A 26,665-nucleotide genomic window follows, 5' to 3' on the forward strand; every position below is an offset into this window, starting at 1 on the left:
GGTTCTCTGTTAGTCGTTGGCTAGGGATGCTTCGTCGGAATAATGCTCTTCGGGGCGTTTCTCGACGCGCACCAGCGCGATGCGGCGGCCATCCATTTCCAGGACTTCAAACCGGAAATGCTGATGGTGGATCTGGTAGTCGCAGACGTCGCCCGGCTTGGGCAGGTGTCCGAAGCGCGACAGCAGATAGCCGGCCAGCGTGGAAAAATCCTGCGCGTCGTCGACCAGGCCTTCGGTTTCAAGCACCTGTTCGACGTGGTGCAGGTCGGCTGCGCCGTCGATCTTCCAGGTGTTCTCGCCGTCCGCCACGATGTCGGGCAGTTCGTCTTCGTCGGGGAATTCGCCCGCAATGGCCTCGAAGACGTCGATAGGCGTCACCAGGCCCTCGATGGCGCCGAACTCGTCGGCCACCAGCACCAGTTGGCCGCGCGACCGCTTGAGCGTGTCCATCAGACGAAGAATGCCGATGGACTCGTGCACGATGATCGGATCACGCAGGCGGTTGCGGCGCACCCGGCCCTCGGTGATCAAATCGGCCACAAGGTCCTTGGCTCGAGCGATGCCCAGGACCTCGTCCAGGGATCCGCGGCAGACCGGAAAGAAGCTGTGGGGCGCTTCGGTGAGCTGGCGGCGTATGTTGTCGGGATCGTCGTCGATATTGATCCAGGAAACATCCGTGCGCGGCGTCATGATCGACCGGATCGAGCGCTCGGCCAGTGTGAGCACGCCGCTGACCATGTTGCGCTCTTCCACGCCAAAGGCTTGCAAGGCCGGACCATCGGCATGAGGCAGATCGGGTTCGTCGCTGGCCGGCGGGCGCTTGCCCAGCATGCGCAGCACTGCCGACGCGGTGCGTTCGCGCATGGGGCGCCGGGCGTCCAGCTTGAGCAGGTTGCGGCGCGCAACCTGGTTCAGCGCCTCGATCGCCACGGAGAAGCCGATCGCGGCGTACAGATAGCCCTTGGGCACCTTGAAGCCGAAGCTCTCGGCCAGCAGCGAGAAACCGATCATGAGCAGGAAGCCCAGGCACAGCACGACCACCGTGGGATGGGCGTTCACGAAGCGCGTCAGCGGCTTGGAGGCCAGCAGCATGATGCCGATCGCGATGATCACCGCGATCATCATGATGGCCAGGTGATCCACCATGCCCACCGCCGTGATGACGGAGTCCAGCGAAAACACCGCGTCCAGCACCACGATCTGCGTGACGATCACCCAGAAGCTGGCATAGACGCGAGGGCCCGACGTACCGGTGTGCACGCTGCCTTCAAGGCGCTCGTGCAGCTCCATGGTGCCCTTGAACAGCAGGAATAGACCGCCCACCATCAGGATGAGGTCGCGTCCGGAAGGGGAAAACGGACCGATGGAAAACAGGGGGGTGGTCAGAGTGACCAGCCATGACATGACCGACAACAGGCCCAGCCGCATGATGAGCGCGAGGCTCAATCCCATGATGCGCGCGCGATCGCGCTGGGACGGCGGCAGCTTGTCGGCCAGGATGGCGATGAAGATCAGGTTATCAATGCCCAGGACGATCTCAAGGACGACCAGGGTAAGCAGGCCGACCCACGCAGCGGGGTCCAGCAGCCACTCCATCAGGAGCTCCAGAAGTTACACGACCGGTAATCGTACATGGAAAATCCATGACATGCCGGTGACGCATCCCCTCCGTAAGCCTGATGGACAGAGGCTTTGGGCCAAAAGAACGAGGGTCGCCCAACGCTGACCGCGCCTGCATCGCATGTGTCGGGAGCCGGCTTGACGACGCGGGCGGGGCGAAGGGCGCGGCGTTCGTGGCGCCAACAAAAAAGCCGGCCCCCCGGCCGGCTCTGGCTTGACTCAACGAACCTTGGGCGGGGATCAGCCGCCGACTTTCAGCGTGCCCTTCATCATGGCCCAGTGGCCGGGGAAGGAGCAGAAGAATGCGTAGTTTTCGCCGGCGGCGAGCTTGGAGACGTCGAACTTGACGGAGTCGGACTCGCCGCCGCCAATGACCTTGGTATGGGCGATGACGCGGGTATCGCCCGCCTTGACGTAGTCCTGGGCCAGTCCGGCGCCCATGCCGTCCGTGGCGACGCCCTGCTTGTCGGCTTCCTTGGTGAGCACCCAGTTGTGGCCCATGGCGACCTTCGCCATCTTGCCGACGTGCTTCAGGTTAACGGTGAATTCCTTGCAGCTCTTGTCGACGACGATTTCCTTGACGTTGAACTGCATGGCGTCGTTGCTTTCAACGGTGGCCTCACATTGCGCGGCCAGCACCGGCAGGCTGGTGGCGGAAAGAAGGATGGCTAGGGTGGCTTTTGCCAGCATGAATTTCTCCGATGACACAGCGGCCAATGCACGCACGCCAGCCATATGCAGACGCCGTTGCCGCCGCGGACCAGTGTAGGACCGGCCTGTCTTCGCTCTATTGACATCCATCAAGCGGACCCCCGCATACCCCCCAAATCTACGGAACTTCCCCTACGTTTCGTAAGGTTATTAGCCATTCCGATGACGCGATTGACAAACCGCAATCCGCCCCCGGAGGCAAGTTCGTAGGATGCCTGTAAGCAAACACGACGAATAGAGTTCAGCATGCGCGGCAGTACAGCAGCAGATCACGGATTCACACGACGCATTCGGGCCGCGCTCTTTGTCTTATGGTTGTCCTGTCTGTTCATCGGTCAGATGGCGCAGGCCCAACGCCTGCCTGAATTCCTGGCGTCCACGCCGATCAGCGACATATTCCCCGGCGCCGACCGCACCGGCCCCGCAGAAGGCAAGCCCGCGGTGGCTCGCGCGTACGCCGGCGACAAGCCGCTCGGCGTCGTGTACCTGACCACCGACGTCGTCAATACGCGGGGCTACTCCAGCAAGCCCATCGACGTGCTGGTCGGCCTTGCCGACAGCGGGCGCATCATGGGCGCCAAGCTGGTCGAACACCACGAGCCCATCGTGCTCATCGGCATTCCACAGTCCAAAGTGGACCACTTCATACAGGGCTACGTGGGACTGAACTTCGTCGAGTCCCCGCCACGTCATGGCGCGCCGCCCCCTGTCGACATCGTCAGCGGCGCCACGGTCACTCTCATGGTGATCGGCGACACCATTACCCGGTCCGCCATCGTGGTGGCGCGCGCCCACGGCATCGACAAGGCCGGCGCCTTGCGCCAGGCAGCACCCGCCGCAGCCACTCGCGTCCTCGACGAAGAACAGACGGCCGTGCAGACCTGGCAGGAACTGCTGGACTCGGGCGCCGTGAAGAACCTGCGCCTGTCGCCCGACGACGTCAACCAGGCATTCCTGCGTTCTGGCCGCAAAGATGCGGCCGAGCATGGCGAAGGCGGCCCCGACGATACCTTCATCGATCTGTACGCCGCGCTGGTCAGCGCTCCCGCCATCGGCCGCAGCCTGCTGGGCGACATCGGCTGGCAGCGCCTGAAGGACCGGCTCAAGCCCGGCCAGCAGGCTGTGCTGGTGGCTGGCAACGGCCTGTACTCGTTCAAGGGCTCGGGGTACGTGCGCGGCGGCATCTTCGACCGCATCGAGGTCATCCAGGACGAAAGCGCCTTCCGCTTCCGCGACCGCAACCACCAACGGCTGGCCGACGTCAGCGCGGCCGGCGCGCCGGCGCTGCGCGAGGTCGCGCTGTTCGTCGTGCCCGAAGACGCCACGCTCGATCCCGTCAAATCCTGGCGCCTGCAGCTCATGGTGCAGCGCGTGCTCAGCGTGTCCGACAAGGCCTTCGTCACTTTCGACCTTCCCTACGAACTGCCCAAGGCCTACACCCGCGCCGTCGATCCGGCGCCGGCTGCCGCGCAGGCGGTGGCTCAAGCGGCGGGCGCCCCGGTTCCCGCCGACGCGGACGCCGCGCCCGCGTTGTGGAAGCAGATCTGGCAGGGCAAGGTCGGACAGATCGCCATCCTGACCGCGGCGTTGACGGTGCTGGTCGGCATCTTCTTCTTCCAGGACCAGCTCACCTCCCGCCCCCTGCTGCACGATAGGCTGCGGCTGGCGTTCCTTGCCTTCGCGCTGTTCTGGATCGGCTGGTACGGACAGGCGCAGCTGTCCATCGTCAACGTCCTGACGTTCTTCTCGGCGCTGCGCACCGACTTCCGGTGGGACTACTTCCTGATGGATCCGCTGGTGTTCATCCTGTGGTGCGCAACGGCTATCTCCATGGTGTTCTGGAACCGCGGCGCGTTCTGCGGCTGGCTGTGCCCCTTCGGCGCGCTGCAGGAACTGACCAACCGCATCGCCAAGCGCCTGGGCGTGCGCCAGCTCAAGATCCGCCATGGCGTGGCCCAGCGGCTGTCGACGCTGAAGTACGTGATCTTCCTGTTGCTCTTCGGGTTCTCGCTCTATGACCTGGCGGTCGCCGAGCAGCTTGCCGAAGTCGAGCCCTTCAAGACAGCAATCATCCTGCACTTTGTGCGCCATTGGCCGTTCGTGCTGTTCGCCGTGGCGCTGCTGGTCGCGGGCCTGTTCATCGAACGCTTTTTCTGCCGCTATCTCTGTCCGCTGGGCGCCGCGCTGGCCATCCCCGCCCGGCTGCGCATCTTCAACTGGCTGAAGCGCTATCGCGACTGCGGCAATCCCTGTCAGCGCTGCAACATCGAATGCCCGGTTCAGGCGATCGACCCGTCGGGCGAAATCAACCCGAACGAATGCATCCAGTGCCTGCATTGCCAGATGCTCTACCACCACCAGGAGAAGTGTCCTCACTTGATCCAGAAGCGGTCCAAGCGTGAGCGGCGCCCCGCGCCTCCTCCCGAACCCGCAGTGCAGGAAGTCGTGTTGCACCGCATGCCCAACCTGACCCCGGCGAATCGCCCCAACCACGAATCGTGAAACACGATTTTCGTACCACGGCGCGACGCGCCGTTCCTACCAAGGAGTTATCCATGTCCGACAAGACCCCTGACAAAGCCGGCCTCAGCCGCCGAAGCTTCCTGGGAACCGCCGCCATCACCGGCGCCGCCGGCCTCGTCGCCGGTGCGCAGATTTCCACCGCGCACGGCAAGGAGGGCAAATCCGGCAACGGCGGCGTGCTCGGGCATGTCGCGCCAGGCGAGCTCGACGAATACTACGCGTTCAACTCCAGCGGCCAGTCCGGCGAAGTCCGCGTGCTGGGCCTGCCGTCGATGCGCGAGCTCGTGCGCATTCCCGTCTTCAACCACTGCAGCGCCACCGGCTGGGGACGCACGAACGAAAGCCGCAAGGTTCTGACGGAAGGCCTCACTCCGGAAACGCGCGAATTCCTGAAGGACAAGGGCGGCGTGTTCCCGAATGGCGACGCGCACCACCCTCACCTGTCGTTCACCGACCAGACCTACGACGGCCGCTACCTCTTCATCAACGACAAGGCCAACAACCGCGTGGCCCGCATCCGCCTGGACGTGATGAAGACCGACAAGATCCTCGAACTGCCCAACGTCTCGGGCGTGCACGGCCTGCGCCCGCAGCGCTACCCGCGCACCGGCTATGTGTTCGCCAACGGCGAGCACATCGTGCCGCTGCCCAACGACGGCAAGGTGCTCGACGACCCCAAGAAGAACTTCTTCGCGGTCTACAGCGCCATCGATGGCGACACGATGAAGGTCGCCTGGCAGGTGCTGGTGGACGGCAACCTGGACAACGGAGACGCCGACTACCAGGGCAAGTATTCGTTTGCCACCTGCTACAACTCGGAAAAGGGCGTCACCGTAGAGGAAATGTCCGCCAACGAGCAGGACTGGGTGGTGGTCTTCAACATCAAGCGCATCGAACAGGCGATCAAGGACGGCGACTTCAAGACCATGGGCGGCGTGCCGGTCGTGGACGGCCGCAAGGGCTCCAAGTACACGCGCTACATCCCGGTGCCCAACTCGCCCCACGGCTGCAACGCCGCGCCGGACGGCATCCACCTCATGCTGAACGGCAAGCTGTCGCCCACCGTGACGGTGATCGACGTGCGCACGCTGGATGATCTGTTCGCCGACAAGATCAAGCCGCGCGACTGCGTCGTGGCCGAACCGCAGCTTGGCCTGGGCCCGCTGCATACCGCCTTCGACGGCCGCGGCAACGCCTACACGACGCTGTTCATCGACAGCCAGATGGTCAAGTGGAACATCGACAAGGCCAAGCGCGCCTACAAGGGCGAAAAGGTCGACCCGATCGTCCAGAAGCTCGACGTGCATTACCAGCCGGGCCACAACCATTCCACGATGGGCGAAACCAAGGAAGCCGACGGCAAGTGGCTGGTGTCGCTGAACAAGTTCTCGAAGGACCGGTTCCTGAACGTGGGCCCGCTCAAGCCCGAGAACGACCAGCTCATCGACATCTCCGGCGATGAAATGAAGCTCGTCCACGACGGCCCCAGCTTCGCCGAGCCGCACGACATGTGCCTGGTCCACCGCTCCAAGATCAACCCGATCAGCGTCTGGAAGCGTGACGACCCCATGTGGGAAGACGCCCGCCAGATCGCCAAGAAGGACGGCGTGTCGCTGGAAGACGCGGCCAAGGTGGTGCGCGACGGCAACAAGGTCCGCGTGTACATGATGGCGGTCGCGCCCATGTTCAGTCTGAAGCAGTTCGAGGTGAACCAGGGCGACGAGGTCACGGTGTTCGTGACCAACATGGAGGTGATCGAGGACCTGACGCACGGCTTCACGCTGGAAGGCCACGGCATCGCCATGGAAATCGGACCGCAGGCCACGTCGTCCGTCACGTTCAAGGCCGACCGTCCGGGCATCTATTGGTACTACTGCCAGTGGTTCTGCCACGCGCTGCACATGGAAATGTCCGGCCAGATGATCGTGCATCCCAAGAAAACCGCGTAACGATCCATGGCCTGCATCGCAACCTTGCGAAACGCGGTATGGGCCGCGGCCAGCATCGTGCTGGCCGGCTTCGGCCCGGCTCCGCCCGGGGCGGCCGCGGCCGCCACCCTGGACCTGGCGCCGGGCGCGGACCTGGCGCAAGCCGTCGCCGCAGCCCAGGCCGGCGACACGCTGCGGCTGGCGCCGGGTTCCTACGCCGGCGAAATCGTCATCGACAAGCCCTTGACCCTGGAGGGTCCGCCGGACCGGTCGGCCGTCATTGCAGGCACCCGCCACGGCCGCACGCTGTGGATCAAGGCCGCTGACGTGTCCGTGCGCAACGTGACCATCACCCGTTCGGGCCTGGGCCTGCCCGAAATGGACGCCGGCGTGTTCCTGGACCGCAGCGCGCATCGCGCCGTGATCGAACACAACGACATCCTGGACAACCTGTTCGGCGTCTACGTCTGGGGCCCCGACAACGCGATGGTGCGCGGCAACCGCATCGTCGGAAACCGCGAACTGCGCGTGGCCGAACGCGGCAACGGTGTTTCGCTATGGAACACGCCCGGCAGCGCCGTCGTGGACAACGACATCTCCGCCGGCCGCGATGGCGTGTTCGTGAACACCAGCAAGAAAAACCGGTTCATCGGCAACCGCTTCCATGACCTGCGCTACGGCGTGCATTACATGTACACCAACGACAGCCAGATCAGCGGCAACGTCGCCACCAACAACGACATCGGCTTCGCCATCATGTATTCCCACCGCCTGGTCGTCACGGACAACGTGGCGGTGAAGAACGTGGAACAGGGCCTGATGATGAATTACGCCAACAACTCCGACATCTCCGGCAACACCGTGGATGGCGCGGGAAAGTGCGTGTTCATCTACAACGCCAACAAGAACCGCTTCGCGGACAATCACTTCTCGAATTGCGACATCGGCATCCACTTCACCGCCGGTTCCGAGGGCAACCACATCACGGGCAATGCCTTCATCAACAACCGCAACCAGGTCAAGTACGTGGGAAGCCGCGTGCTGGAATGGTCCGACGGCGGGCGCGGCAACTACTGGAGCGACAACACCGCCTTCGACCTGGACGGCGACGGCATCGCCGATACGGCGTACCGCCCGAACGACGTGGTGGACCAGTTGCTGTGGCGCGCGCCCGCGGCGCGCATCCTGCTCAATAGTCCCGCCATTTCGGTGGTCCGCTGGGCGCAATCGCAATTCCCCGCCATCCTGCCCGGAGGCGTCATCGACAGCGCACCGCTGATGAAACCGGCGCCACGCGCCGCGCGGCGCGCCGAGGAAACCCAATGAGCAACGCCCTTGTGACGCTTTCCGGCGTCAGCAAACACTATGGAACACACCGCGCGGTCAGCGTCCTGGACCTGGACCTGCGCGAAGGCGAATGCGTCGCGCTGGCCGGGCACAACGGCGCGGGCAAAAGCACCCTGATCAAACTGATCCTGGGCCTTATCCGTCCGACGCATGGCCGCGTTGCGTTGTTCGGGCACGACGCACACAGTCCGGCCGCGGCGCGCCTGCGCGCAAGCATCGGTTATCTGCCGGAAACCGTGGCGCTGCATCCCGCGATGACCGGCGCCGAAACCCTCGCCTTCTACGCGCGGCTCAAGCGACAGCCGCTGTCGCGCAATGCGGAACTGCTGGAAAAGGTAGGCATTTCCGGTGCCGCCCATCGTCGCGTTGGAGGCTATTCGAAGGGCATGCGTCAACGGCTGGCGCTGGCCCAGGCGCTGCTGGGAAAACCCCGGATCCTGTTGTTCGACGAGCCCACCACGGGGCTGGATCCCGCATCGCGGCTGAAGTTCTACGAGATCGTGCACGAGCTGCGCGCCAGCGGAGCCACCATCCTGCTCAGCACGCATGCGCTGTCGGAACTGGCCGGCCACGCCGACCGCATCGTGGTCATGAAGGCGGGCGTGAAGATCGCCGACGGCGCCATGTCGGCGCTGCGCCGCGACACCGGGCTGCCCATCCGCATCAGCGTCACGCTGGGGAATTCCGGCCAGTCTGCCCCGCCCTCGCCCGCCTGGCGGCACGTCGAAGCCAGCCGATACGAACTGCTTTGCCACGAAGCCGACAAGGTCGATGCCATCCGCAGCATCGGCGCCATCGGTTCGCCCATCAGCGACCTGGACATCCAGGTGCCCGGGCTTGACGACATCTACGCCCATCTGCTTGAACGGGAAGACGCATGAACGCCGTAAGCACCATCATTGGCAAAGAAATCCGCGACGGACTGCGCAACCGCTGGGTCCTGGCCACGTCGCTGCTGCTGGCGGCGCTGGCGCTGGCGCTGGGCCTGCTTGGCAGTGCCCCCACTGGCGCGGTCAAGGTCGACCCCCTGACGGTCACCGTGGTCAGCCTGTCCAGCCTGTCCATCTTCCTGGTGCCGCTCATCGCCATGCTGCTGGCCTATGACGCCATTGTCGGCGAGGTCGACCGCGGCACGATGGCCCTGCTGCTCAGCTACCCGGTGTCGCGGTGGCAGGTGATCATGGGCAAGTTCATCGGCCACCTGGCCATTCTGGCCATCGCCACCGGCGCCGGGTACGGTTTCGCCGGACTGGCGCTGCAATGGGTATACGGCGGCATGGACGCCGGCGCCTGGCGGCCGTTCGCCATGCTGATCGGCGCCAGCGTGCTGCTGGGCGCAAGCTTCCTGGCAATGGGCTACCTGGTCAGCACGCTGGTGCGCGAGCGCGCCACTGCCGCGGGCATCGCCCTGGGCGTGTGGCTGTTCTTCGTCGTCATCTACGACATGGGGCTGCTGGGCGTGCTGGCGGCGGACCAAGGCCGCCACGTGACGCCGGGCATGCTCAATGCGCTGCTGCTCGCCAACCCGTCCGATGTTTATCGGCTGCTGAACCTGACGGGCTTCGAGAACATCTCGATGTATTCGGGCATGGCGGGCGTCAGCGACCAGGCGCAGATGCCCGTGACGCTGCTGCTGGCCGTGCAACTGCTTTGGATCGCCGTGCCTTTCATGCTGGCCGCGGTCTGCTTCCGGAGGAAACAGCTATGACGCCGCGACGACTCGCCGGGATGCTGGCCCTGTTGGCGGCGTTGTCGGCCTGCGGCGGTGACGAGACCTCCGCGCCGCCTCCCACACCGCAAGCGGTCACCGCCGACGCGGTCGGCCACTATTGCGGCATGGCGCTGCAGGACCACGCGGGCCCGAAGGGGCAGATCTTCGTGAAGGGCCGAGCCGCCCCCGTGTGGTTTTCGTCCATCAAGCAGGTGTTCGCCTACACCCTGCTGCCCGAAGAACCGAAGGGCCTCGCCGCCATCTACGTCAACGACATGGCCGCCGCCAAGGCAGACGGCGCCGCCGACCCGCGCGCGTGGATCGACGCTCGGCAGGCCTTTTACGTGATCGGGTCCAGTTTTGTCGGCGGCATGGGCGCCGAGGATGCCATGCCGTTCTCGGACCAGGCCCGCGCGCTTGAATTCGCGTCGGTCCACGGCGGACGCGTGCTGCCCTTTGCCGACGTGCCCGAGGACTACGTCTTCGCCCAATAGCCCTGCCTTCAGTGACCCGCCATCAGTGCCCCATCCAAAGAGCTTTCATCAGTTGATAACGCCATGACCAATTCCGCCCGCCGCCGCTTTATCGGCATCGTCGCCGCAACCTCCGCACTGGCGCTCGCGCCCGGCCTGCTGCGCCGCGCGCAGGCCGCGATCGTGCCCACGTGCTGGAAGGGGGTGGCGTTGGGCGCCGATGCCGAACTGCGGCTGTATCACCCAGACCCGCGGGCCGCCGAACAGCTGATCGAGCGGGCGCTGCAGGAGTTGCACCGGCTCGAAGGCCTGTTCAGCCTGTACCGCGACGACAGCGCGCTGTCCGTCCTGAATCGCCAAGGCTATCTGGCCGACCCGCCTTCCGACCTGGTTCGGTTGCTGAGCGAAAGCCGGCACTATGCCGACCTGACAGGCGGCCTGTTCGACCCCAGCGTGCAGCCGCTGTGGCGCGTGTATGCGGACCACTTCGCGCGCGCCGGCGCGTCGCCCGCGGGTCCGGCGCAGACCGACGTCGCGCAGGCGCTGAAGCACGTTTCGTACAAGGCCATCGACGTCGACACGCAGCGCATCCGCCTGCAGCCCGGAATGGCCCTGACGCTCAATGGCATCGCCCAGGGCTACATCACCGACCGAGTCACCGAACTCTTGCGCAACGCGGGGCTCGAGCGCGCGCTGGTCGACATGGGCGAAATACGGGGGCTGGACGCATCGGCCAATGCGGCCGGCTGGAAGGTCGGCCTGGCGGACCCGCTGGCCCCCGAACAGATCCTGGCGCAGGTGCCCGTCAGCAACCAGGCTCTGGCCACGTCGGGCGGCTACGGAACGCCGCTGGACGCCGCCGGGCAATATACCCACCTGTTTGATCCGCGTAGCGGCCAGGCACGGCCGCTCTATCGCAGCGTGTCCGTCATGGCCTCCACCGCGACCGCCGCCGATGCGCTGTCCACCGCCTTTTCGAACATGCCGCTGGCGGATTGCGCCGCGGTGGTGCGCGACCAGGGCGTGACCGCCTGGATGGTCCTGCCGGATGGCAAGCTGGTGACGCAGTCCGGCCTCGTCTGATTCGAAGCTCGAACTCTCCAATAAAAAAACCGGCCGCCAGGCCGGTTTTTTTTGGGCGCCTGCGTGTCAGGCCGCCGACGGGGGGTTCAGCGCGGAAAGCATCTGCGTGAAGATCTTCGGGCTGGCCGCCAGCACGTTGCCGCTGTCCATCCAGCCTTGTTCGCCGTCGAAGTCAGCGACCAGGCCGCCGGCTTCCAGGACCATCAGGCTGCCCGCAGCCAGGTCCCAGGGCTTCAGGCCCACGCCGCAGAAACCATCCAGGCGCCCGGTGGCCACGTAGGCCAGGTCCAGCACGGTGGAGCCCAGGCGGCGCACGCCGGTGGCGCCTTCGGCCATCTGGCGGAAGCGCTTGGAGCCCTGCTCGGGATCGGTGGCGTTGGGCCAGTGGGCGCCCAGCAGTGCGTCGTGGTAACGGGTACGGCCCGACACGCGCACGCGGCGGTCGTTCAGGAACGTGCCGCTACCGCGGCTGGCGGTGAACAGTTCGTTGCGCGTTGGGTCATAGATGACCGCCTGCGTGACCTGGCCGCGCTGGGTCAGCGCGATCGACACGGCGTAGTTGGGCAGGCCGTGGATGAAGTTCGTGGTGCCGTCCAGGGGATCGATGATCCACTGGAATTCGGCCTGGTCGGGACCCTGCAGGCCGAATTCCTCGCCCAGCACGGCATGGTCCGGATAAGCGGCATGCAGCGTCTCGACGATGGACTCTTCGGCGGCGCGATCGACTTCCGTGACATAATCGCGCGGCCCCTTGCGAGCCACGCTGAGTCGTTCCAAATCCATGCTGGCACGGTTGATAATGGTGCCGGCACGCCGGGCCGCCTTGATGGCGATGTTGAGCATCGGGTGCATAAAATTCCGTACGTATGCGATGAGTTGGCTTGATGGTAGGCCGCTTGCCGCCCCCCGGGCATGCCGATGCCCCAACTGGGGAAATCGACCCAAAAAACCAGGAAGGCACTAAGCCAAACGTGCCATTTTAAATGACTCAAGCATTTTCACGCGTTCGCTTTGTAATGGTGAACCCCAGCCACCCCGGAAACGTCGGTTCCGCGGCCCGCGCGATCAAGACGATGGGCTTCTCGGAACTGGTTCTGGTCGAGCCCAAATTCCCGGATGTAACCACCCAGCCCGAAGCGGTGGCGCTGGCCAGCGGCGCGCTGGACGTGCTGGAAAACGCACGAATCTACCCGACGCTCGAGGAAGCCCTGGCCCCGGTGACGCTGGCCTTCGCCCTGACCGCGCGGGTCCGCGACCTGGGTCCCCCGCCCTGCGATATCCGCCAGGCGGCAGATCTGGCGTGCGCGCACCTGGCCGAAACCGCCGAGGGCGTGGCCGCCGTGGTGCTGGGCACCGAACGCGCGGGGCTGACGAACGCCCAGATCGCCCTCTGCCACCGTATCTGCCATATCCCGGCCAATCCCGAATACAGCTCGTTGAACGTCGCCCAGGCGCTGCAATTGGCCGCCTGGGAGCTGCGCTACGCACTGCTGGTGGATCAGGGCGCTACGCTGCTGCCCCAGTCCACCGCTCAGGAACCCGCGCGCGGCGCCGCGCCGGCGTCCAGCGAAGCGGTCCAGGCATTCCTGGCGCATTGGGAAGAAGCCTTGGTCGGCGTGCAATTCCTGGACCCCGCCCATCCCAAGAAGCTGATGCCGCGGATGCGGCACCTTTATTCGCGCCTGGCGTTGACGCGCGACGAAGTCGACATGATGCGCGGCGTCTGCACGGCCATGCTGAACACGGCCAAGAAAAAGTAGCCGGGGCGGCAGGCGCAGGGTACTTCAGGCGCCTGCGTGGATGACCGGATTTCGAGTGGGACCGGCGTCTTGCAGGTTGGGGTTGCGCGCCGACAGAAATAAAAAGGGACGGGCATTGCCCGTCCCTTTTGCATCGGAAAACCGGCAGCGAACCGCCGGCTGCCCTGCTATCAGTCCACCGTGGCGCCCGAGGCCTTGACCACGGGGGCCCAGCCTTCGACTTCCGACTTGATGAACTGGCCGAATTCGGCCGGCGTGGTCTTCACGCCCACGGCGCCCAGCTTTTCAAAGCTTTCCTGCACCGAGGCCTTGTCCAGCGCCTTTTGCATCGCGGCGTTCAGCGTGTTGATCACTTCCGGCGGCGTGCCGGCCGGAGCCAGCAGGCCGAACCAGGACGACACGTCGAAATCGGCAAAGCCCGACTCCTGCATGGTGGGCAGGTCCGGCGCGCTCTTGGAGCGATCGCGGGTGGTCACGGCCAGCGCGCGCAGCTTGCCCGATTGGGCATGCGGCCAGGCCGACGGCATGTTGTCGAACATGAACTGCACCTGGCCGCCGATCAGGTCGGTCATGGCCGGGGCGCTGCCCTTGTAGGGCACGTGCAGCACGTCGATGCCCGCCTTCATCTTGAACAGTTCGCCCGCCATGTGGATGGACGTGCCGCTGCCAGACGAGGCGAAGGCCAGCTTGCCGGGGTTCTTCTTGGCGTACTCGACCAGTTCCTTGACCGACTTGACCGGAACCTGCGGGTTCACGACCAGGATGTTCGGCACCTTGGCGCCCAGGGCGACCGGCGCAAAGTCCTTCGTGAGGTCGAACGAAACGTTCTTGTACAGGGTCTGGTTGATGGCGCTGGTCACGGCCACGAACAGCAGCGTGTATCCGTCGGGCGTTGCGCGCTGGACCTGGTCGGTGGCGATGTTGCTGCCGGCGCCGGGCTTGTTTTCAACCACGAACGATTGGCCCAGGGACTCGGTAAGTTCCTTGGCCATGATGCGGGCGATCACGTCGGTGGTGCCGCCGGCAGAGAAACCGACCACGATGCGGACAGGCTTGTCGGGATAGGCGGCGTGGGCGGAACCCATTGCAAATGCGCTTGCGGCGGTGGCCAGAAAGGTGGCGGCCAGACGCCGCAGGCCAGGCTTTTGACCTGTAGTCATAGTGTCTCCGTGCAGGTACTGTCCATTAGATGGACGATTCGAATTATTGGATGGTGCATTTTGCGCTATACACACGGATTGCATCAAGGTAGAGTCCACCGTACGGACGATGGTTTTCCCTTGTCCGCCCCTTGATAACCCTTAGTTTTCAGAGATTTGCATGCAAGACAGCGATGCCGCGGCCGCGGGCCCACGCACTTTGCGACGCGGTCTGGCCGTCCTGGCCGCCCTGCGGGACCAAGGACCCGACGGCCTGAGCGTGACCGATATCGCCCGCCTCACGGGCATACAGCGACCCACCATCTACCGCCTGCTGGCCGCCTTGCTGGATGCGGGGCTGGTGCTCCCGGTGTCGGGCACCAAGAAGTACCGCGCGCAGCTTGCCGTGGACCCCGACACGCGATCCCGCGATCCGCGCGTGCGCCAGTTGCTGCCCGTGCTGCGCCGCCTGGCCGACCGCACGGGCGACGCGGTGTTCCTGGTGGTGCGCGAAGAAGACGATTCGATCAGCCTGCACCGCGAAATCGGCAGCTATCCCGTGCAGATCCTGGCTACGTACGCGGGCAAGCGCCAGCCGCTGGGCGTGGGCTCGGGCGGCATGGCGCTGCTGGCCGCCCTGCCCGACGACGTGGCGCGCGGGATCGTCGAGCGCAACTCGGGCCGGCTGGACGAATACGGCGGCATGACGCCCCAGGAGATGTACCGCCTGATCGAGAACACGCGTGCGCGCGGCTACTCGGTGGTCGGCAACCACGCCGTGCGTGGTGCGCTGGGCGTGGGCTGCGCGCTGCTGGACGCGCAAGGCGCACCGCTGCTGGCGGTCAGCGTCACCGCCATCATTGATCGCATGCCGGCGCAGCGCCAACGCGAGATCGCCGGCTGGATCAAGGCGGAACTTGCCCGGCTGGCCATGCCGGCCTGACCCGCGCACGGGGCTACGCGCCACGACGCGACGAAAAAAAAATGGGTGCCCGCGGGCACCCATTTTCATTGCTTGCGTGATCGACGGCGAAATCAGGTGGCCGCGGCGTCCGCCTTGGGGTTCTTGATCTCGCGCACCGGAATCGGGGCCTGGAAACCGGCCTCTTCCAGCGAGCGGCGGATTTCCTGGTACAGGCCCCAGCGCAGGTCCCAATACTTGCTGGATTCAGCCCACACGCGCACGTTCACGGTGATGCCGTTTTCCTTGTAGTCGAACACCTTCACCTGCGGCGCGGGGTCCTTCAGCGCATCGGGACGCGCGTCGACGATCTGCTGCAGCTTGGCCACGACCACGTCCAGGTCGTCGCCGTAGCGCACCGGCACCGGGATATCCAGGCGGCGGGTCTTGTTGCGGCTGTAGTTGGTGATGGTGGCGTTCCACACGGTGCTGTTGGGCAGCGTGAGATGAATGCCGTCGCCCTGGACCAGGCGCGTCAGGAACAGCCCGACTTCTTCGACCGTGCCATCCGCGCCGGAGCTCAGCGCGATGTACTCGCCCGCGCGGATGGGACGCAGCATAAGCAGCATGATGCCGGCGGCGATGTTCTGCAGCGTGCCCTGCAAGGCCAGACCGACTGCCAGACCGGCGGCGCCCAGCACCGCGATCAAGCTGGCCGTTTGCACCCCGAAGCGCGCCAGCACCGCGATCACCGTGAAGATCCGCACCGCCCAGATCACGGTAGTGGAGAACATGGGCACGATGGTGGGATCGATCTTGGGCGAACGCGTGGCTGCCCGGCGGACCCAGCCACCCAGCAATGACGATACCCACCAGCCGATGACGAGGATCAGCAGGGCAACAAGCAGATTGATGCCCATATCCACCATCCTGGGCGCCCACACATAGAACTCTTTTACGGCGTCATCCATGGAACCTCCTGCAAAAAAATGACGGAAGACTGTATCAGAAGCGACTTGCGGGTAGCGGCTCGGCGCAGGGTCGGAATGTCAGGCTTTGTAAGGACGCTGCGGCAGGCCGGCAACAGGCAGCATAGGCCTTGCGCTGTCGGCAAGCCAAGCGGTTTGCGTAAGCCTTGAAAGAGAGAAAGGCATTTTCAGACGATGTCTGAGTCCACCGGACAAGCCCCTGCCTTGCAGTGCCCCGAGTGTGCGGGACGCCCGTCAGCCTGCGATATGCCGGGCGGAATAAACGCCTTCGATCACGCACCCACGATGCGGAAGTGATTGTCCCAGGACATCTCGCGCGACGGCGGCAGCACCGGTTCCTCGTGGCCCGCGGCGTCCGTGCGCAGCATCGCGCCGAGACCGCTGCTTACCAGAAAGCCATTGTCTGCGGCCGGCGCCACGCCGCAGCCATCGGCCAGCGACGTGGTTTCCAGGCAGCGCCCGCTGGCCGCATCCCAGTAGATCACCTGCCCGCCGATGGGGCTGGACGTGGCCACAATGCCGCCCGATGCATCCACCGCCACCGAGCCGACGTAGTTGCGCATGTTGCGCAGCGTCTCGGCCGGTCCTTCGAAGAGTTCCAGCGCGGCGCCGCGACGGTGACGTCCGACGAGCGCGGGCCGGTCGGTGGCCGGACCCATGTACTGGCAGCCGAACCACACGGCCCCGTCCGCGGCCAGGGCCAGATGGCGGATCGACAGCCGATGCAGTCGGGGGTCGAGCTCGACCTTTTCCAGCAGGTCGCCGCTGGCCGCGTCGATATAGGCGAGCGACGGCCGCATGGTGTCCAGGTTGAGTTCCAGCTTGCCGTAGTCGGGGTGGGTCAGGATTCCGCCGTTGGCCACGCACAGCGTCTTGCCGTCGGGCATCAGGATCACTTCGTGGGGCCCGATTCCGCCGGTGTCGAATTCGCCCACGCGCCGATAGCCGCCGCCTGGCGTCGCGTCGTACAGCCCCAGCACGCCGCGCCCCGCCTCGAAGTCGTTTTCCGTGGCGGCCAGCAGTCGGCCGCCCTGCACAAAAGCGCCATGGCCGAAAAAGTGCCTGTCTTCGGGCAGGGACAAGGCGGCGGGTTCGCCGCCGGCCAGTGAAAAGCCCAGTGCGAAGAACCCCGGCTGCCGGCCGAAGACGACCGCGCGCCGGGCGTCTGCGTCGATCGCGAAACTGTGGCCACGCGCCGGCATGGGAATGACCAACCGGTCGCGCCCCGTCTCGTCCAGCAACACCGCTTCATCGCGTCCGCCTCGCTTGCGCGCGGCAAGGTACAGCGGGCCGCCGGCGTCCGGCAGCGCGGCCCGGGCAGCGGCTGGCGACAAGCCGATCGCCGCCGCCATGGCCAGGAAGCGGCGCCGGTCAATCACCATCGAGCGCATTGAAGCCAATGGTGACACCCAGGGCCGGCGCCAGGTCCTGATCGACGATCGCCTTGGCGTTCTTGAGGGTCAACGACGCCAGGACCAGCAGGCGGCGGCCTTCTTCGCCGGCCAGCGCCTGATCGAGCGGAACCGGCACGGAACGCAGCGTCTGCGCGGCGCTGGTCAGTTCGCCCTGCACGGACACCGCCATCCATTCGTCACCCGCCGGCAAGGGATAGCCACCGGCCAGAAAGAACGCCTTCAGGCCATCCAGATTGGCCGCTAGCAGGCTGGTGGACAGATTGCTGCGCCAGAACGCGGCCCGCTTGGGCCGGGCGGCTTGCGGCGAATCGCCCAGCACCGGCTCGATCTTCACGTCGCGCGCGAACTGCAGGCCGGTGGACAGGGCCTTCATGGCTTCGGCCGCGACTTCCTGCGGATCCCGGTACAGGTCGTTGCCCGGCTGAGGCTTGGCAAACTGCCGGCCGAAATCGCCTTCCGCGCTCCAGGCCTTGTCCACTTCGCGGGAAATCGACGCCACGTTGGCGGACACCGCGCGGGCGTACCCGCAGGCGTACGCGAAGCCCGGCGCGCCGCTTTGCCCGAGCAGATCCGGTTCGCCATACAGCACATATTCCAGGGCGGGCAGACCTTGCACCGCCACGCTGCGGCCCGCAAGCGCGTCAGGCTTGAGCAGGGTCTCGTCCTTGGCTGCAATCAACGCCTGCACCTGCCGCGGCATCACGCCCCGCGTGTCGGGCCAGAACGCCAGACGTTCGAAACGATTGGCCTGCACCAGCGGCCCGAAGCGCAGGATCTCCACGCCCGACCAGGCATGGGCCAGCGCCGAGAACGCCGTGCCGACCTGCTTGGCGCCTGCCGCATCCGGCTTGGCGCACCAGGCGCCCAACGCGCTCTCCAGCGTGGCGGCGGCTTGCGTCATCTTGGTGACGGCGGGCCGGGCGTAATCGCGCGCCAGGCGTTCGCCCAGGTCCGCGGGCAATGCGGCGCTGGCGGCCAGCGGCACGACGGAGCCCGCAAACACCAGCGTTGCGGCCGCGGCGCACTTGAATAGACGGTGGACGGATCGGGCCATCACAGGGACTCCAGGAAACGGATCAGGTCCGCGCGTTCATCGGGCGTCATGTCCACGACGCGGTCGCGCGCAGGCTTGGCCGCGCCCCCGTGCCACAGGATGGCCTCCAGCAACGTGCGTGCGCGCCCGTCGTGCAGCCAGGTGGCATTGGGGTTGACGGTCTTGGTCAGGCCGATGCCCCACAGCGGCGGGGTGCGCCATTCGCGGCCCGTGGCCAGGCCGTCGGCCACGCCGTCGGCAAGGTCTTCGCCCATGTCGTGCACCAGCATGTCGGTGTAGGGCCAGATGAGCTGGAAGCGATGTTCGGGCTGCTTTGCATCGCGGCTGGTGACGTACTTGGGCACGTGGCAGGCGACGCAATTGGCTTCGTAGAACAGCTTCTTGCCGGCCAGCACGCGGGCATCGTCGGCATCGCGCCGCTGCGGCACGGCCAGGTTGGTGGAATAGATGGTGACGAAGTCCATCAGCTTGGCGGGCACTTCTTCCGGACCGAAGCGCGGTTGCGCGCCGTGCGGCATGTCCAGGCATTGCTTCTGCGCGGGCGTGCAGTCGCCGGTATGACTGGGGAACAATGGCGTGGATAGCCCCATGTCGTTGGAGAACGCCGCGGCGCTCTGCTGTTCCACCGTGGGCTGGCCCGCCTTCAGGTTGAAGCGGCCCAGCACGCGCGCGCCCGTGCGCGCGTCGGTGACCCAGTTGGCTTTGCCCACGACGCCGTCGCGTTTGTCCGCGCCCACGTTCGCCAGGATGTCGGCTTCGTGGATGGATTCCAGAAGGCCCAGGCCGATCATCGGCGGCGCCAGGCGCGGCGAAATCTGCGTGTCAGCACGCATGGGCCCATAGCCCAGGTTCTCGATGCGGTAGGTCGGCTTCATCAGCGTGGCGGTTTCGCCGCCCCGAAGGGCCACCGGCACGGGTTCGTATTCGATTTCCATGCGGCCTTCGGCGGGCAGGCCCGCGACCGCGAAATTCTGCAGCTGTATGCCGTAGACGGGTTCGGGCAAGGACGCAATCTCCTCCGCCCCCAGCTTGGGATGCCCGCGGTCCGCCCCTTCCGGCACCGCCAGGCGCAGCAGTAGCGCAACGGCGTCGGTGCGTTCCAGCGGATCGAAGCCCGGCACCGTGCCGCGACCGTCCTTGGTGTGACAGGCCTGACAGGAACGGGCGTTGAACAGCGGTCCAAGGCCATCGGAAGCCTGCGTGGACGCCGGCGCGGAAACCCAGTCCTTGCGGAACAGGCCGTTGCCGACCTGGAACTCCTGGCGACCTTCAAAGCTCATGTTGGCCGACGGCTGCGAAAAGATGTCGGCGTTGATGAGCTTGTTGGTGGTGGCGGCCCCCGCCTGCATGGTCTCGAACGATTCGACCTTCGAGAAGTCTTTGGTCGGCGCCGTGATGGCGGTGACGCGCTTCTGGTCTTCTGGCGTAAGGTCGGTACGCCCGCCAGGTGCGGCGGGCGCGGCAGCGGCGCCGGCGTGGGCCGACGCCGCCAGTACGGCGGCTAATACGAGTTTCACTTGAATACGGCGTCGGGTTTGTCCAGGCTGTCGGAACCTTCGATGGCAACCTTGCCCAGATCCAGAAGCGTGATCACGCGCTCCAGGCTGCGGGTCTGCGCGACCAGGCTGTCGATGGCCGCCTGCACCACCGCATTGCCTTCCTTGTTGCCGTCTCCAATCATCTGGTCATAGGTTTCGATGGTCTCGGCGCGCGTCTTCATGGCTTGCATGGCGGCCACGGTGGCATCCAGCTTGGCGCGCACTTCCGCGTCCAGCTTGGGATCCTTGGCCTTGACCAGTTCAGACAGGCTCGCGCCCGAGACGGTCTTGCCGTCGATACGCGTGTACGTGCCCAGATAAACGTTGCGGATGCCGATCTGGTCGTAATAGTGCGAGTTGTGCGTGTTGTCCGAGAAGCAGTCGTGTTCTTCCTCGGGATCGTGCAGCATCATGCCCAGCTTCATGCGCTCGCCCGCCAGTTCGCCGTACGACAGGCTGCCCAGCCCGGTCAGCATGGCGATCAGGCCGGCCTTGGGATCTTCTTCGACGGCCTTGCGGGCCGCGCCGTCTTTCTTCCAGTTGCCCACCATTTCTTCCAGATCAGTCACCAGAAGGTCCGTCACGGCCTTCAGGAATTCAATACGGCGCTCGCAATTGCCGCCGGTGCATTGCTTCGGGTCAAAATCGGTATGCGGACGGTTACCCGAATGACGTTCTTGCGGCGTGCCCTTGCGGTCCGCGGGCGCGGCGTCCGTGCCGTTCAGGTCCTGCCCCCAAAGCAGAAATTCAATGGCGTGGTAGCCCGTGGCCACGTTGGCTTCATTGCCGTCGGCCTCGTGCAGCACCTCGGACAGCAGTTCAGGCGTGATCTTGCTGACGTCGACTGTCTTGCCACCCACGGAAATCTTGGAATTGGCGATCACGTTGACGGCGTAATAGGCGTTCTCGTCGTTCTCGGTGCCATAGGACGCGTCGACATAATCGATCAGGCCTTCGTCCAGCGGCCAGGCGTTCACGCGGCCTTCCCAGTCGTCGACGATGGGATTGCCGAAGCGGTACGCCTCGGTCTGCTGGTAAGGCACGCGCGCCACGATCCATGCTTCGCGAGCAGCCTTGAGCGTTTCGGCGCTGGGCTTGGCGACCAGCGCGTTGATGGCTTCGCGCAGCTTTTTGGCGGAAGCCAGCGAATCCTCGTACCCGGCCAGCGCCAGGTCCGAATAAGTGGCGACCACGGCCTTGGGTTCGACCGCGGCGTGCGCCGTTCCGCCGTAAACCGCGGCGGCCAGCACCGCACCCAATAGCAACTTGCGCATCGACTTTCTCCCGTAAATCGGAAGGCCCGCCCCCGCGGCGGCCCGTCCCGGCTTCAAATTTTGTGGATGCGAGTGTAAACAATTTTCGTTTGATATTCAGGAGGAATTCAGATAGCTGACAATTATTTGAATGGCTCCGCGGGCCTCGCCCGGTGGAAAATGCCCTTCCCGGCCCCGATAGATTTCACCTGGAAAACAGCCTCATGGAACTGCGCCAACTCCGTTATTTCGTCCGCGTCGCCGAACTGGGCAGCATCGGCCGCGCCGCGCGCGACCTGGGAGTGGTGGCGTCGGCGCTGAGCCAGCAGATCAGCCGCCTGGAAAGCGAGCTGGCGACCCGCCTGCTCACGCGCAGCCCCACCGGCGTGACCACGACGCCGGCCGGCACGGCGTTCCTGCGCCAGGCCCAACTGACGCTGCGGCATGCCGAGAGCGCCGTGGCGGCCGCGCGCGAGGCGCGGCTGGAAGGCACGGTCAGCATCGGGTTTGCGCCCACCACCGCGTCGCTGCTGGCGCGCCCGTTCTATGCCGCCATGACCGAGCGCTACCCGAACGTGCGGCTGCATCTGGTCGAGGGCCTGTCCGGCAACCTGGGAGAACTGCTCAATGCCCGCCGCCTGGACCTGGCCGTGCTGTTCCAGAACGACACCGCGCAGGGCCGCAGCGTCGTGCCGGTGCTGGACGAGCGGCTGTTCCTCTTGGCGCCGCGCGGCATGATCGACCTGCCTGACGGCCAACCGGCCAGCATGTCGCATCTGTCGGGCTTGCCTTTGGCGGTAACGAGCAAGGCCCATGGTCTGCGCGCGTGGGTCGAGGCCGCCTTCGAACGCGCCGGCATCGAGCCCTGGATCGGCGTCGAGGTAGACGGCCTGACGACCTTGATGGACCTGGTGCAGGCCCATCCCATCGCCACCATCCAGCCCGGCGCGGCGGTCGCCCGCGTGGAATCCGGCGTGCTCAGCATGCATCCCATCGACGACCCGTTTCTTTTCCGCCGCAACCACATCTACTGCATCAGCGACGACGAGCTTTCGCCCGCCGCCCTGGCCGCGCGCGTGGTGCTACTGGACGCCATGCGCGGACTGGTTCGACACGGCGGCTGGCCCGGCGCCACCCTTCTGGATTCGTGATGACCTCATGCGCCTTGCATGGCTAGGCGCGCGGTTTTTCTGAAGATAAATTGATCTGCATCAAGTCACAGCATGGTGCAGTGGCATTCATTCTTCACAAATTCCGATGACCACATCCACACCGCGCCCCGGGCGCCTGGGCATTCCCTCCATGCGGCAGCACTGCTCCGAAGCGGAATGGCAAGCCCGGGTAGACCTGGCGGCCTGTTATCGCCTGGTCGAGCTCTACGGCATGGCCGACATGATGGCCAACCACATTTCGGCTCGCGTGCCCGGCGAGGACAACGCTTTCCTCATCAACCCCTACGGCATGATGTACGAGGAAATCACTGCGTCCAGCCTGATCAAGGTCGATCTGGACGGCACCATCCTGGCCAAGCCGGATTTCGGCGATCTCAACTACGGCATCAACAAGGCCGGCTACGTGATCCACAGCGCGGTGCATGCCCACCGCCATGAGGTGGATTGCGTGATCCACACGCACAGCTGGGCGTCCATGGCGGTGTCCTCGCTGGAATGCGGGCTGCTGCCGCTGACGCAGACGGCGATGCGCTTCCTGAAGATCGGCTACCACGACTATCAGGGCGTGGTGCTGGGCGTAGAGGAACAGGCGTCGCTGCTGGAAGACCTGGGCCAGGGCGAAGCCCTCATCCTGCGCAACCACGGCGCCATGACCGTGGGCCGCACCGTAGGAGAAGCCTTCAACTGGATGCACCGGCTGGAACTGGCCTGTCGTTCGCAACTGGCCGCCATGGCGACGGGCGCGCCGCTGCAGGCCGTGTCCCAGCCCGTCCTGGAAGCGACGTGGAACAACTACCAGCCCGGAACGCGCAGGCCGTACGGCGTGATGGAGTGGCCCGCGCTGCTGCGTAAGCTGGACAGGATCGATCCCGGCTACCGCGACTGAAATCACCGCATTTCCGGGCGCCGGCCGACGTGGCGGCACGGCGCCGTCCATCACTCCACAACAACCACGCGAGGAGACATCATGAATACTGCCCGAGCCCTGCTCGCTTGCGCGGCGTTGGCCGGCGCCTGTATTGCGCCCGCCAACGCCGGCGACTATCCGGACCGGCCGGTCAAGGTCATCGTGGCCTTTTCGCCAGGCGGCACGACCGATACGCTGACGCGCAGCGTGACGAACACGCTGACGCAGAAGCTGGGCCAGCCGTTCGTCGTCGAGAACAAGCCTGGCGCCGGCGGCAACATCGGCACCGAATACGTGGTGCGCGCTGCGCCCGACGGCCACACGCTGATCGTCAATTCCGTCGGCCCCATCGCCGTCAACCCGTCGCTCAACAAGCTGCCCTACAACCCATTGACCGACCTGATACCGATGGTGCAGATCGCCACCGTGCCCAATGTGCTGGTGGTGCCGCCGTCGTCGCCCGCCAAGGACATCCAGAGCTTCCTGAAGTATGTGAAGACCGCGCCCCAGCTCAACTACAGCTCGACGGGCGTGGGCACGTCGTCGCATCTGTCCAGCTACATGCTGATGGACGAACTGAAGGTGAACGCCACGCACGTGCCGTACAAGGGCGCCGACGCCGTCAACGACCTGCTTGCCGGCCGCATCGACTTCATGTTCGCGACGATTCCGTCGGTGATCGGGCACATCCGAGCCGGCAAGCTGCGCGCGATGGCGGTCAGCACCTCGCAGCGCTCCGCGACGCTGCCCGAGCTGCCGACCATCGCCGAATCGGGCTATCCAGGCTTCGACGCAGGCTCGTGGTTCGGCTTTTTCGCGCCCAAGGGCACGCCGCAGCAGGTGGTGGATCTGGTCAACCGCGAGGTCAACGCCACCCTGCCCGCCCTCAACGAGCAGATGCTGCGCGAAGGGGCCGAGCCCGTGGGCGGCACGCCCGCGCAGTTCGCGTCCTTTATCAAGGGCGAGCACGACAAGTGGGCGGTGCTGGTCAGGAAATTCGACCCGCAGGCGCATTGAGGTCAAAGGCGCCCGCGAATTGATCCGCGGCGCGGCACGCCAGTTCGGCCACCAGCCGGATGGCGTCCGAGCCGCCGCTTTCAAGATAGCTGACCGCCAACTGCATCGGCGGCACGGGCAGGTCGCTGCGAACGGGCTGGACCTCGCCGCGGGCGACGTACTCATGCAGGGGAGGCAGCGGCGCCAGCGCATGGCCGAAGCCGCCGCGAACCAATCGCGCCAGCGCCGAAATCGAGTTGACGAAATGCACCTTGCCTTGCGGCATGCCGGCCTCGCGGTACAAGGCCTTCAGCGCCTCGTGCGGCTGGGAGCCGGGGCTCATGGTCAGCACCGGCTTGCTCAACAGCTGGTGGGCCGTCAGCGTGTCCTCGCCGCCCGCCGGCCCTACCCACCCCATTTCCATCGGCAGGCACGGCATGCTGACGATGCCTGCGTCATTCAGCAGATCCGTCTGGAAGGCGATATCCAGCGTGCCTTCGCGCAGTCCGCGGTGCAGCGCGCGCGGGGTCTCGGCCGTGAGCTGCACATCGATGCCCGGATACGTTGACCGCAGGTTCGTCAGAAAACCGATGAGCCAGGTATGCACGACGGTCTCGATCGCGCCGATACGCACCAGGCCCGACACCTCGTCGCCGCGCTTGCCCAGCGACAGGATCTGCTGCCGTATTTCGAGCAGGCGTTCGCCGTAATCCAGCAAGCGCGTCCCGACCGCCGTCAGCTTGAGTTCCTTGGCGTCGCGTTCGAAGAGCCGGGCGCCGATGTCGGCTTCCAACGACGCGATGCGGTTGGCCACCGCCGCCTGCGTGATGTGCAGCCGATCGCTGGCGGCCCTGAAACTGCCCAGGCGCGCGGACCACAGGAAGGCTTCGACGAAGCGCGTGTTCATGGCTTTGATGCTACTACCGCAGCCGGCGTTGCGCGGGCCCGCATCGCTTTGTCCCCTTATGTGGTGCGCCATGCACCAACCTGGTTCACGGCCAGCACCAGACTGAGGCCGCGTCAGGCGTCGCCCCACGGAAAAACGCAGCGCGCAAAAGTTGGCACGGGTTTTGCTTGATGCCTGGTATGCAAGCTTGTCTACAAGCGCCCCCTTCCATGCAGACCAGGAGCCTTACATGATCAACCGCAATGCGCCCCATGCCTTCAACGCCACCCGCCGCCGCCTGATCCAGGGCGCCGCCATGGGCGCCGCGACGCTCGCTGCGCCGTCGCTGGTGCGCGCCCAATCGGGCCCGGTCATCCGCATCGGCTTCTGGCCCGTCGCGGCCGGCCTGCCCTTCTACGCCGCGATCGAAAAGGGCTACTTCAAGGAAGCCGGCCTGAATGTGGAGCCCCTGAAGTTCGCGGGCGCACAGCAGGTCATGGAAGCCATGCTGGCGGGCCGCGCGGACGGCAGCGCCAACGGCACGGGCTCGGCCAACCTGGCCATTGGCGAAATCGCGTCGCCCGGCCTGTTCAAGATTTTTGCGTCCAATCCCAGCAACGCCAAGAACGTGCTGGATGAGTTCATCGTCGCGAAAGACAGTCCCATCAAATCCATAGCAGACCTCAAGGGGAAAAAGGTCGGATCTGGACCCGGCATCCAGAACTCCACGCTGGCCAAAGCAGTACTGGAGCGCGCCGGCGCAACCGGGGCAACCGTGGTTGAGTTGGCGATCAGCCAGCACGTCGCCGCGGTTGCCGCCGGCCAGTTGGATGCGTGCTACACGCTGGAGCCCACGGGCACGGTTGGCCGCCTGAACGGCACGACCCGCGTCCTGGAAACCGGCGTGATCGCCAAGTACGTGCTGGGCGATCCGATGGCGCCGTGGTTCGGCGGTTCGGCGTCGCTGACCACCGCCTTCCTGAAAAAGCATCCCGAGGAAAGCAAGAAATTCATTGCCGCGTACGCCCGAGGCATCGAACTGATCCGCACGAAGCCCGAAGAGGCGCGTCCCTTCATGAAGGGCTACACCGCCATCGAAGGCCCGATGACCGAGGAAGTGCCGCTGGCCGCCTACACGCTGCACAACGAATTCACGCCCAGCGACGTGCAGTACTTCCAGAAGTTCTTCGACCTCTTCACCGAGAAGGGCATCTTCGCGCAGAAGGTGGACGTCTCGACCATGCTTTACAAGGGCTGAG

At 65.6% G+C, this 26,665-nt stretch carries 23 protein-coding genes; 13 read left to right on the forward strand and 10 right to left on the reverse strand.

Annotation, left to right across the window (positions count from 1 at the left end; all coding sequences use genetic code 11):
* Nucleotides 1-9: 9 nt before the first annotated feature.
* Complete coding sequence (locus tag RT614_RS14130; protein WP_313622730.1) at nt 10-1,596, reverse strand: TerC family protein; 1,587 nt, start codon at nt 1,594-1,596, stop codon at nt 10-12.
* Nucleotides 1,597-1,860: 264 nt separating this feature from the next.
* Nucleotides 1,861-2,310: an azurin gene (gene azu, locus RT614_RS14135; RefSeq protein WP_313622731.1), complete on the reverse strand. Its 450-nt coding sequence runs from the start codon at nt 2,308-2,310 to the stop codon at nt 1,861-1,863.
* A gap of 360 nt (nt 2,311-2,670) precedes the next feature.
* Here azu and RT614_RS14140 point away from each other — a divergent pair, with 360 nt between their 5' ends.
* From RT614_RS14140 to RT614_RS14170, 7 genes are all read left to right on the forward strand, one after another.
* The gene (locus RT614_RS14140) at nt 2,671-4,833 is read left to right on the forward strand and encodes a 4Fe-4S binding protein (RefSeq protein WP_313622732.1); all 2,163 of its coding nucleotides are present in this window, start codon (nt 2,671-2,673) and stop codon (nt 4,831-4,833) included.
* A gap of 53 nt (nt 4,834-4,886) precedes the next feature.
* Nucleotides 4,887-6,803 (forward strand): TAT-dependent nitrous-oxide reductase, encoded by a 1,917-nt coding sequence (gene nosZ / locus RT614_RS14145; RefSeq protein WP_313622733.1) that lies wholly within the window; start codon nt 4,887-4,889, stop codon nt 6,801-6,803.
* Nucleotides 6,804-6,809: 6 nt separating this feature from the next.
* A complete protein-coding gene (locus RT614_RS14150; RefSeq protein ID WP_313622734.1) occupies nt 6,810-8,108 on the forward strand; it encodes a nitrous oxide reductase family maturation protein NosD in 1,299 nt (432 codons plus the stop codon).
* Complete coding sequence (locus tag RT614_RS14155; protein ID WP_313622735.1) at nt 8,105-9,010, forward strand: ABC transporter ATP-binding protein; 906 nt, start codon at nt 8,105-8,107, stop codon at nt 9,008-9,010. The genes RT614_RS14150 and RT614_RS14155 overlap by 4 nt, the downstream gene beginning before the upstream one ends.
* Nucleotides 9,007-9,837, forward strand: coding sequence for an ABC transporter permease (locus tag RT614_RS14160; RefSeq protein WP_313622736.1), 831 nt, complete (start codon nt 9,007-9,009; stop codon nt 9,835-9,837). The genes RT614_RS14155 and RT614_RS14160 overlap by 4 nt, the downstream gene beginning before the upstream one ends.
* Nucleotides 9,834-10,334: a nitrous oxide reductase accessory protein NosL gene (locus tag RT614_RS14165; RefSeq protein ID WP_313622737.1), complete on the forward strand. Its 501-nt coding sequence runs from the start codon at nt 9,834-9,836 to the stop codon at nt 10,332-10,334. Before RT614_RS14160 ends, RT614_RS14165 begins: the two co-directional genes overlap by 4 nt.
* Nucleotides 10,335-10,397: 63 nt before the next feature.
* The gene (locus RT614_RS14170; protein ID WP_313622738.1) at nt 10,398-11,396 is read left to right on the forward strand and encodes an FAD:protein FMN transferase; all 999 of its coding nucleotides are present in this window, start codon (nt 10,398-10,400) and stop codon (nt 11,394-11,396) included.
* 66 nt (nt 11,397-11,462) lie between these two features.
* Here the strand turns inward: RT614_RS14170 and RT614_RS14175 are convergent, their stop codons facing one another.
* Complete coding sequence (locus RT614_RS14175) at nt 11,463-12,248, reverse strand: inositol monophosphatase family protein (protein ID WP_313622739.1); 786 nt, start codon at nt 12,246-12,248, stop codon at nt 11,463-11,465.
* A gap of 131 nt (nt 12,249-12,379) precedes the next feature.
* On the opposite strand from RT614_RS14175, the gene RT614_RS14180 reads away from it, so the two are divergent.
* The gene (locus tag RT614_RS14180; RefSeq protein WP_313622740.1) at nt 12,380-13,156 is read left to right on the forward strand and encodes an RNA methyltransferase; all 777 of its coding nucleotides are present in this window, start codon (nt 12,380-12,382) and stop codon (nt 13,154-13,156) included.
* Between the two features lie 170 nt (nt 13,157-13,326).
* Here the strand turns inward: RT614_RS14180 and RT614_RS14185 are convergent, their stop codons facing one another.
* A complete protein-coding gene (locus RT614_RS14185) occupies nt 13,327-14,316 on the reverse strand; it encodes a tripartite tricarboxylate transporter substrate binding protein (protein ID WP_313622741.1) in 990 nt (329 codons plus the stop codon).
* 160 nt (nt 14,317-14,476) lie between these two features.
* Between RT614_RS14185 and RT614_RS14190 the strand changes: the two genes are divergently transcribed.
* Nucleotides 14,477-15,238: an IclR family transcriptional regulator gene (locus RT614_RS14190; RefSeq protein ID WP_313622742.1), complete on the forward strand. Its 762-nt coding sequence runs from the start codon at nt 14,477-14,479 to the stop codon at nt 15,236-15,238.
* 92 nt (nt 15,239-15,330) lie between these two features.
* On the opposite strand, the gene RT614_RS14195 is transcribed toward RT614_RS14190, so the two are convergent.
* The 5 genes from RT614_RS14195 to RT614_RS14215 form a co-directional block, all read right to left on the reverse strand.
* Nucleotides 15,331-16,167 carry a mechanosensitive ion channel domain-containing protein gene (locus tag RT614_RS14195; RefSeq protein WP_313622743.1) on the reverse strand — a complete coding sequence of 279 codons (837 nt, stop codon included), beginning with the start codon at nt 16,165-16,167 and terminating at the stop codon, nt 15,331-15,333.
* Nucleotides 16,168-16,457: 290 nt separating this feature from the next.
* A complete protein-coding gene (locus RT614_RS14200; protein WP_313622902.1) occupies nt 16,458-17,567 on the reverse strand; it encodes a DUF1513 domain-containing protein in 1,110 nt (369 codons plus the stop codon).
* On the reverse strand, nt 17,557-18,654 hold the full coding sequence (locus RT614_RS14205) for an imelysin family protein (protein ID WP_313622744.1): 1,098 nt from the start codon (nt 18,652-18,654) through the stop codon (nt 17,557-17,559). Before RT614_RS14205 ends, RT614_RS14200 begins: the two co-directional genes overlap by 11 nt.
* Nucleotides 18,654-20,171, reverse strand: coding sequence for a di-heme oxidoredictase family protein (locus tag RT614_RS14210; protein ID WP_313622745.1), 1,518 nt, complete (start codon nt 20,169-20,171; stop codon nt 18,654-18,656). The genes RT614_RS14205 and RT614_RS14210 overlap by 1 nt, the downstream gene beginning before the upstream one ends.
* Complete coding sequence (locus RT614_RS14215) at nt 20,168-21,466, reverse strand: imelysin family protein (RefSeq protein WP_313622746.1); 1,299 nt, start codon at nt 21,464-21,466, stop codon at nt 20,168-20,170. The genes RT614_RS14210 and RT614_RS14215 overlap by 4 nt, the downstream gene beginning before the upstream one ends.
* Nucleotides 21,467-21,669: 203 nt before the next feature.
* Here RT614_RS14215 and RT614_RS14220 point away from each other — a divergent pair, with 203 nt between their 5' ends.
* From RT614_RS14220 to RT614_RS14230, 3 genes are all read left to right on the forward strand, one after another.
* Nucleotides 21,670-22,596, forward strand: coding sequence for a LysR family transcriptional regulator (locus RT614_RS14220; RefSeq protein WP_313622747.1), 927 nt, complete (start codon nt 21,670-21,672; stop codon nt 22,594-22,596).
* Nucleotides 22,597-22,702: 106 nt separating this feature from the next.
* Complete coding sequence (locus RT614_RS14225; RefSeq protein WP_313622748.1) at nt 22,703-23,503, forward strand: class II aldolase/adducin family protein; 801 nt, start codon at nt 22,703-22,705, stop codon at nt 23,501-23,503.
* Between the two features lie 81 nt (nt 23,504-23,584).
* Nucleotides 23,585-24,541: a tripartite tricarboxylate transporter substrate binding protein gene (locus RT614_RS14230; RefSeq protein ID WP_313622749.1), complete on the forward strand. Its 957-nt coding sequence runs from the start codon at nt 23,585-23,587 to the stop codon at nt 24,539-24,541.
* Here the strand turns inward: RT614_RS14230 and RT614_RS14235 are convergent.
* Nucleotides 24,513-25,427: a LysR family transcriptional regulator gene (locus RT614_RS14235; RefSeq protein ID WP_313622750.1), complete on the reverse strand. Its 915-nt coding sequence runs from the start codon at nt 25,425-25,427 to the stop codon at nt 24,513-24,515. The genes RT614_RS14230 and RT614_RS14235 overlap by 29 nt on opposite strands.
* 229 nt (nt 25,428-25,656) lie before the next feature.
* Here RT614_RS14235 and RT614_RS14240 point away from each other — a divergent pair, with 229 nt between their 5' ends.
* Complete coding sequence (locus tag RT614_RS14240; protein ID WP_313622751.1) at nt 25,657-26,664, forward strand: ABC transporter substrate-binding protein; 1,008 nt, start codon at nt 25,657-25,659, stop codon at nt 26,662-26,664.
* The last annotated feature ends 1 nt before the right edge of the window (nt 26,665 follow it).

Source organism: Achromobacter sp. (assembly GCF_032102605.1).
Classification (GTDB): Bacteria; Pseudomonadota; Gammaproteobacteria; order Burkholderiales; family Burkholderiaceae_B; genus Achromobacter.

Excerpts from the sequence above, each read along its gene's own strand:
- RT614_RS14235 (WP_313622750.1), bottom strand. The coding sequence starts at position 25,427 with ATGAACACGCGCTTCGTCGAAGCCTTCCTGTGGTCCGCGCGCCTGGGC.
- azu (WP_313622731.1), bottom strand. The coding sequence starts at position 2,310 with ATGCTGGCAAAAGCCACCCTAGCCATCCTTCTTTCCGCCACCAGCCTG.
- nosZ (WP_313622733.1), top strand. The coding sequence starts at position 4,887 with ATGTCCGACAAGACCCCTGACAAAGCCGGCCTCAGCCGCCGAAGCTTC.
- RT614_RS14200 (WP_313622902.1), bottom strand. The coding sequence starts at position 17,567 with ATGGTGATTGACCGGCGCCGCTTCCTGGCCATGGCGGCGGCGATCGGC.
- RT614_RS14165 (WP_313622737.1), top strand. The coding sequence starts at position 9,834 with ATGACGCCGCGACGACTCGCCGGGATGCTGGCCCTGTTGGCGGCGTTG.
- RT614_RS14180 (WP_313622740.1), top strand. The coding sequence starts at position 12,380 with ATGACTCAAGCATTTTCACGCGTTCGCTTTGTAATGGTGAACCCCAGC.
- RT614_RS14130 (WP_313622730.1), bottom strand. The coding sequence starts at position 1,596 with ATGGAGTGGCTGCTGGACCCCGCTGCGTGGGTCGGCCTGCTTACCCTG.
- RT614_RS14160 (WP_313622736.1), top strand. The coding sequence starts at position 9,007 with ATGAACGCCGTAAGCACCATCATTGGCAAAGAAATCCGCGACGGACTG.
- RT614_RS14190 (WP_313622742.1), top strand. The coding sequence starts at position 14,477 with ATGCAAGACAGCGATGCCGCGGCCGCGGGCCCACGCACTTTGCGACGC.
- RT614_RS14225 (WP_313622748.1), top strand. The coding sequence starts at position 22,703 with ATGACCACATCCACACCGCGCCCCGGGCGCCTGGGCATTCCCTCCATG.
- RT614_RS14230 (WP_313622749.1), top strand. The coding sequence starts at position 23,585 with ATGAATACTGCCCGAGCCCTGCTCGCTTGCGCGGCGTTGGCCGGCGCC.
- RT614_RS14155 (WP_313622735.1), top strand. The coding sequence starts at position 8,105 with ATGAGCAACGCCCTTGTGACGCTTTCCGGCGTCAGCAAACACTATGGA.
- RT614_RS14195 (WP_313622743.1), bottom strand. The coding sequence starts at position 16,167 with ATGGATGACGCCGTAAAAGAGTTCTATGTGTGGGCGCCCAGGATGGTG.
- RT614_RS14185 (WP_313622741.1), bottom strand. The coding sequence starts at position 14,316 with ATGACTACAGGTCAAAAGCCTGGCCTGCGGCGTCTGGCCGCCACCTTT.
- RT614_RS14205 (WP_313622744.1), bottom strand. The coding sequence starts at position 18,654 with ATGGCCCGATCCGTCCACCGTCTATTCAAGTGCGCCGCGGCCGCAACG.
- RT614_RS14240 (WP_313622751.1), top strand. The coding sequence starts at position 25,657 with ATGATCAACCGCAATGCGCCCCATGCCTTCAACGCCACCCGCCGCCGC.
- RT614_RS14220 (WP_313622747.1), top strand. The coding sequence starts at position 21,670 with ATGGAACTGCGCCAACTCCGTTATTTCGTCCGCGTCGCCGAACTGGGC.
- RT614_RS14175 (WP_313622739.1), bottom strand. The coding sequence starts at position 12,248 with ATGCACCCGATGCTCAACATCGCCATCAAGGCGGCCCGGCGTGCCGGC.
- RT614_RS14170 (WP_313622738.1), top strand. The coding sequence starts at position 10,398 with ATGACCAATTCCGCCCGCCGCCGCTTTATCGGCATCGTCGCCGCAACC.
- RT614_RS14215 (WP_313622746.1), bottom strand. The coding sequence starts at position 21,466 with ATGCGCAAGTTGCTATTGGGTGCGGTGCTGGCCGCCGCGGTTTACGGC.
- RT614_RS14140 (WP_313622732.1), top strand. The coding sequence starts at position 2,671 with ATGGCGCAGGCCCAACGCCTGCCTGAATTCCTGGCGTCCACGCCGATC.
- RT614_RS14150 (WP_313622734.1), top strand. The coding sequence starts at position 6,810 with ATGGCCTGCATCGCAACCTTGCGAAACGCGGTATGGGCCGCGGCCAGC.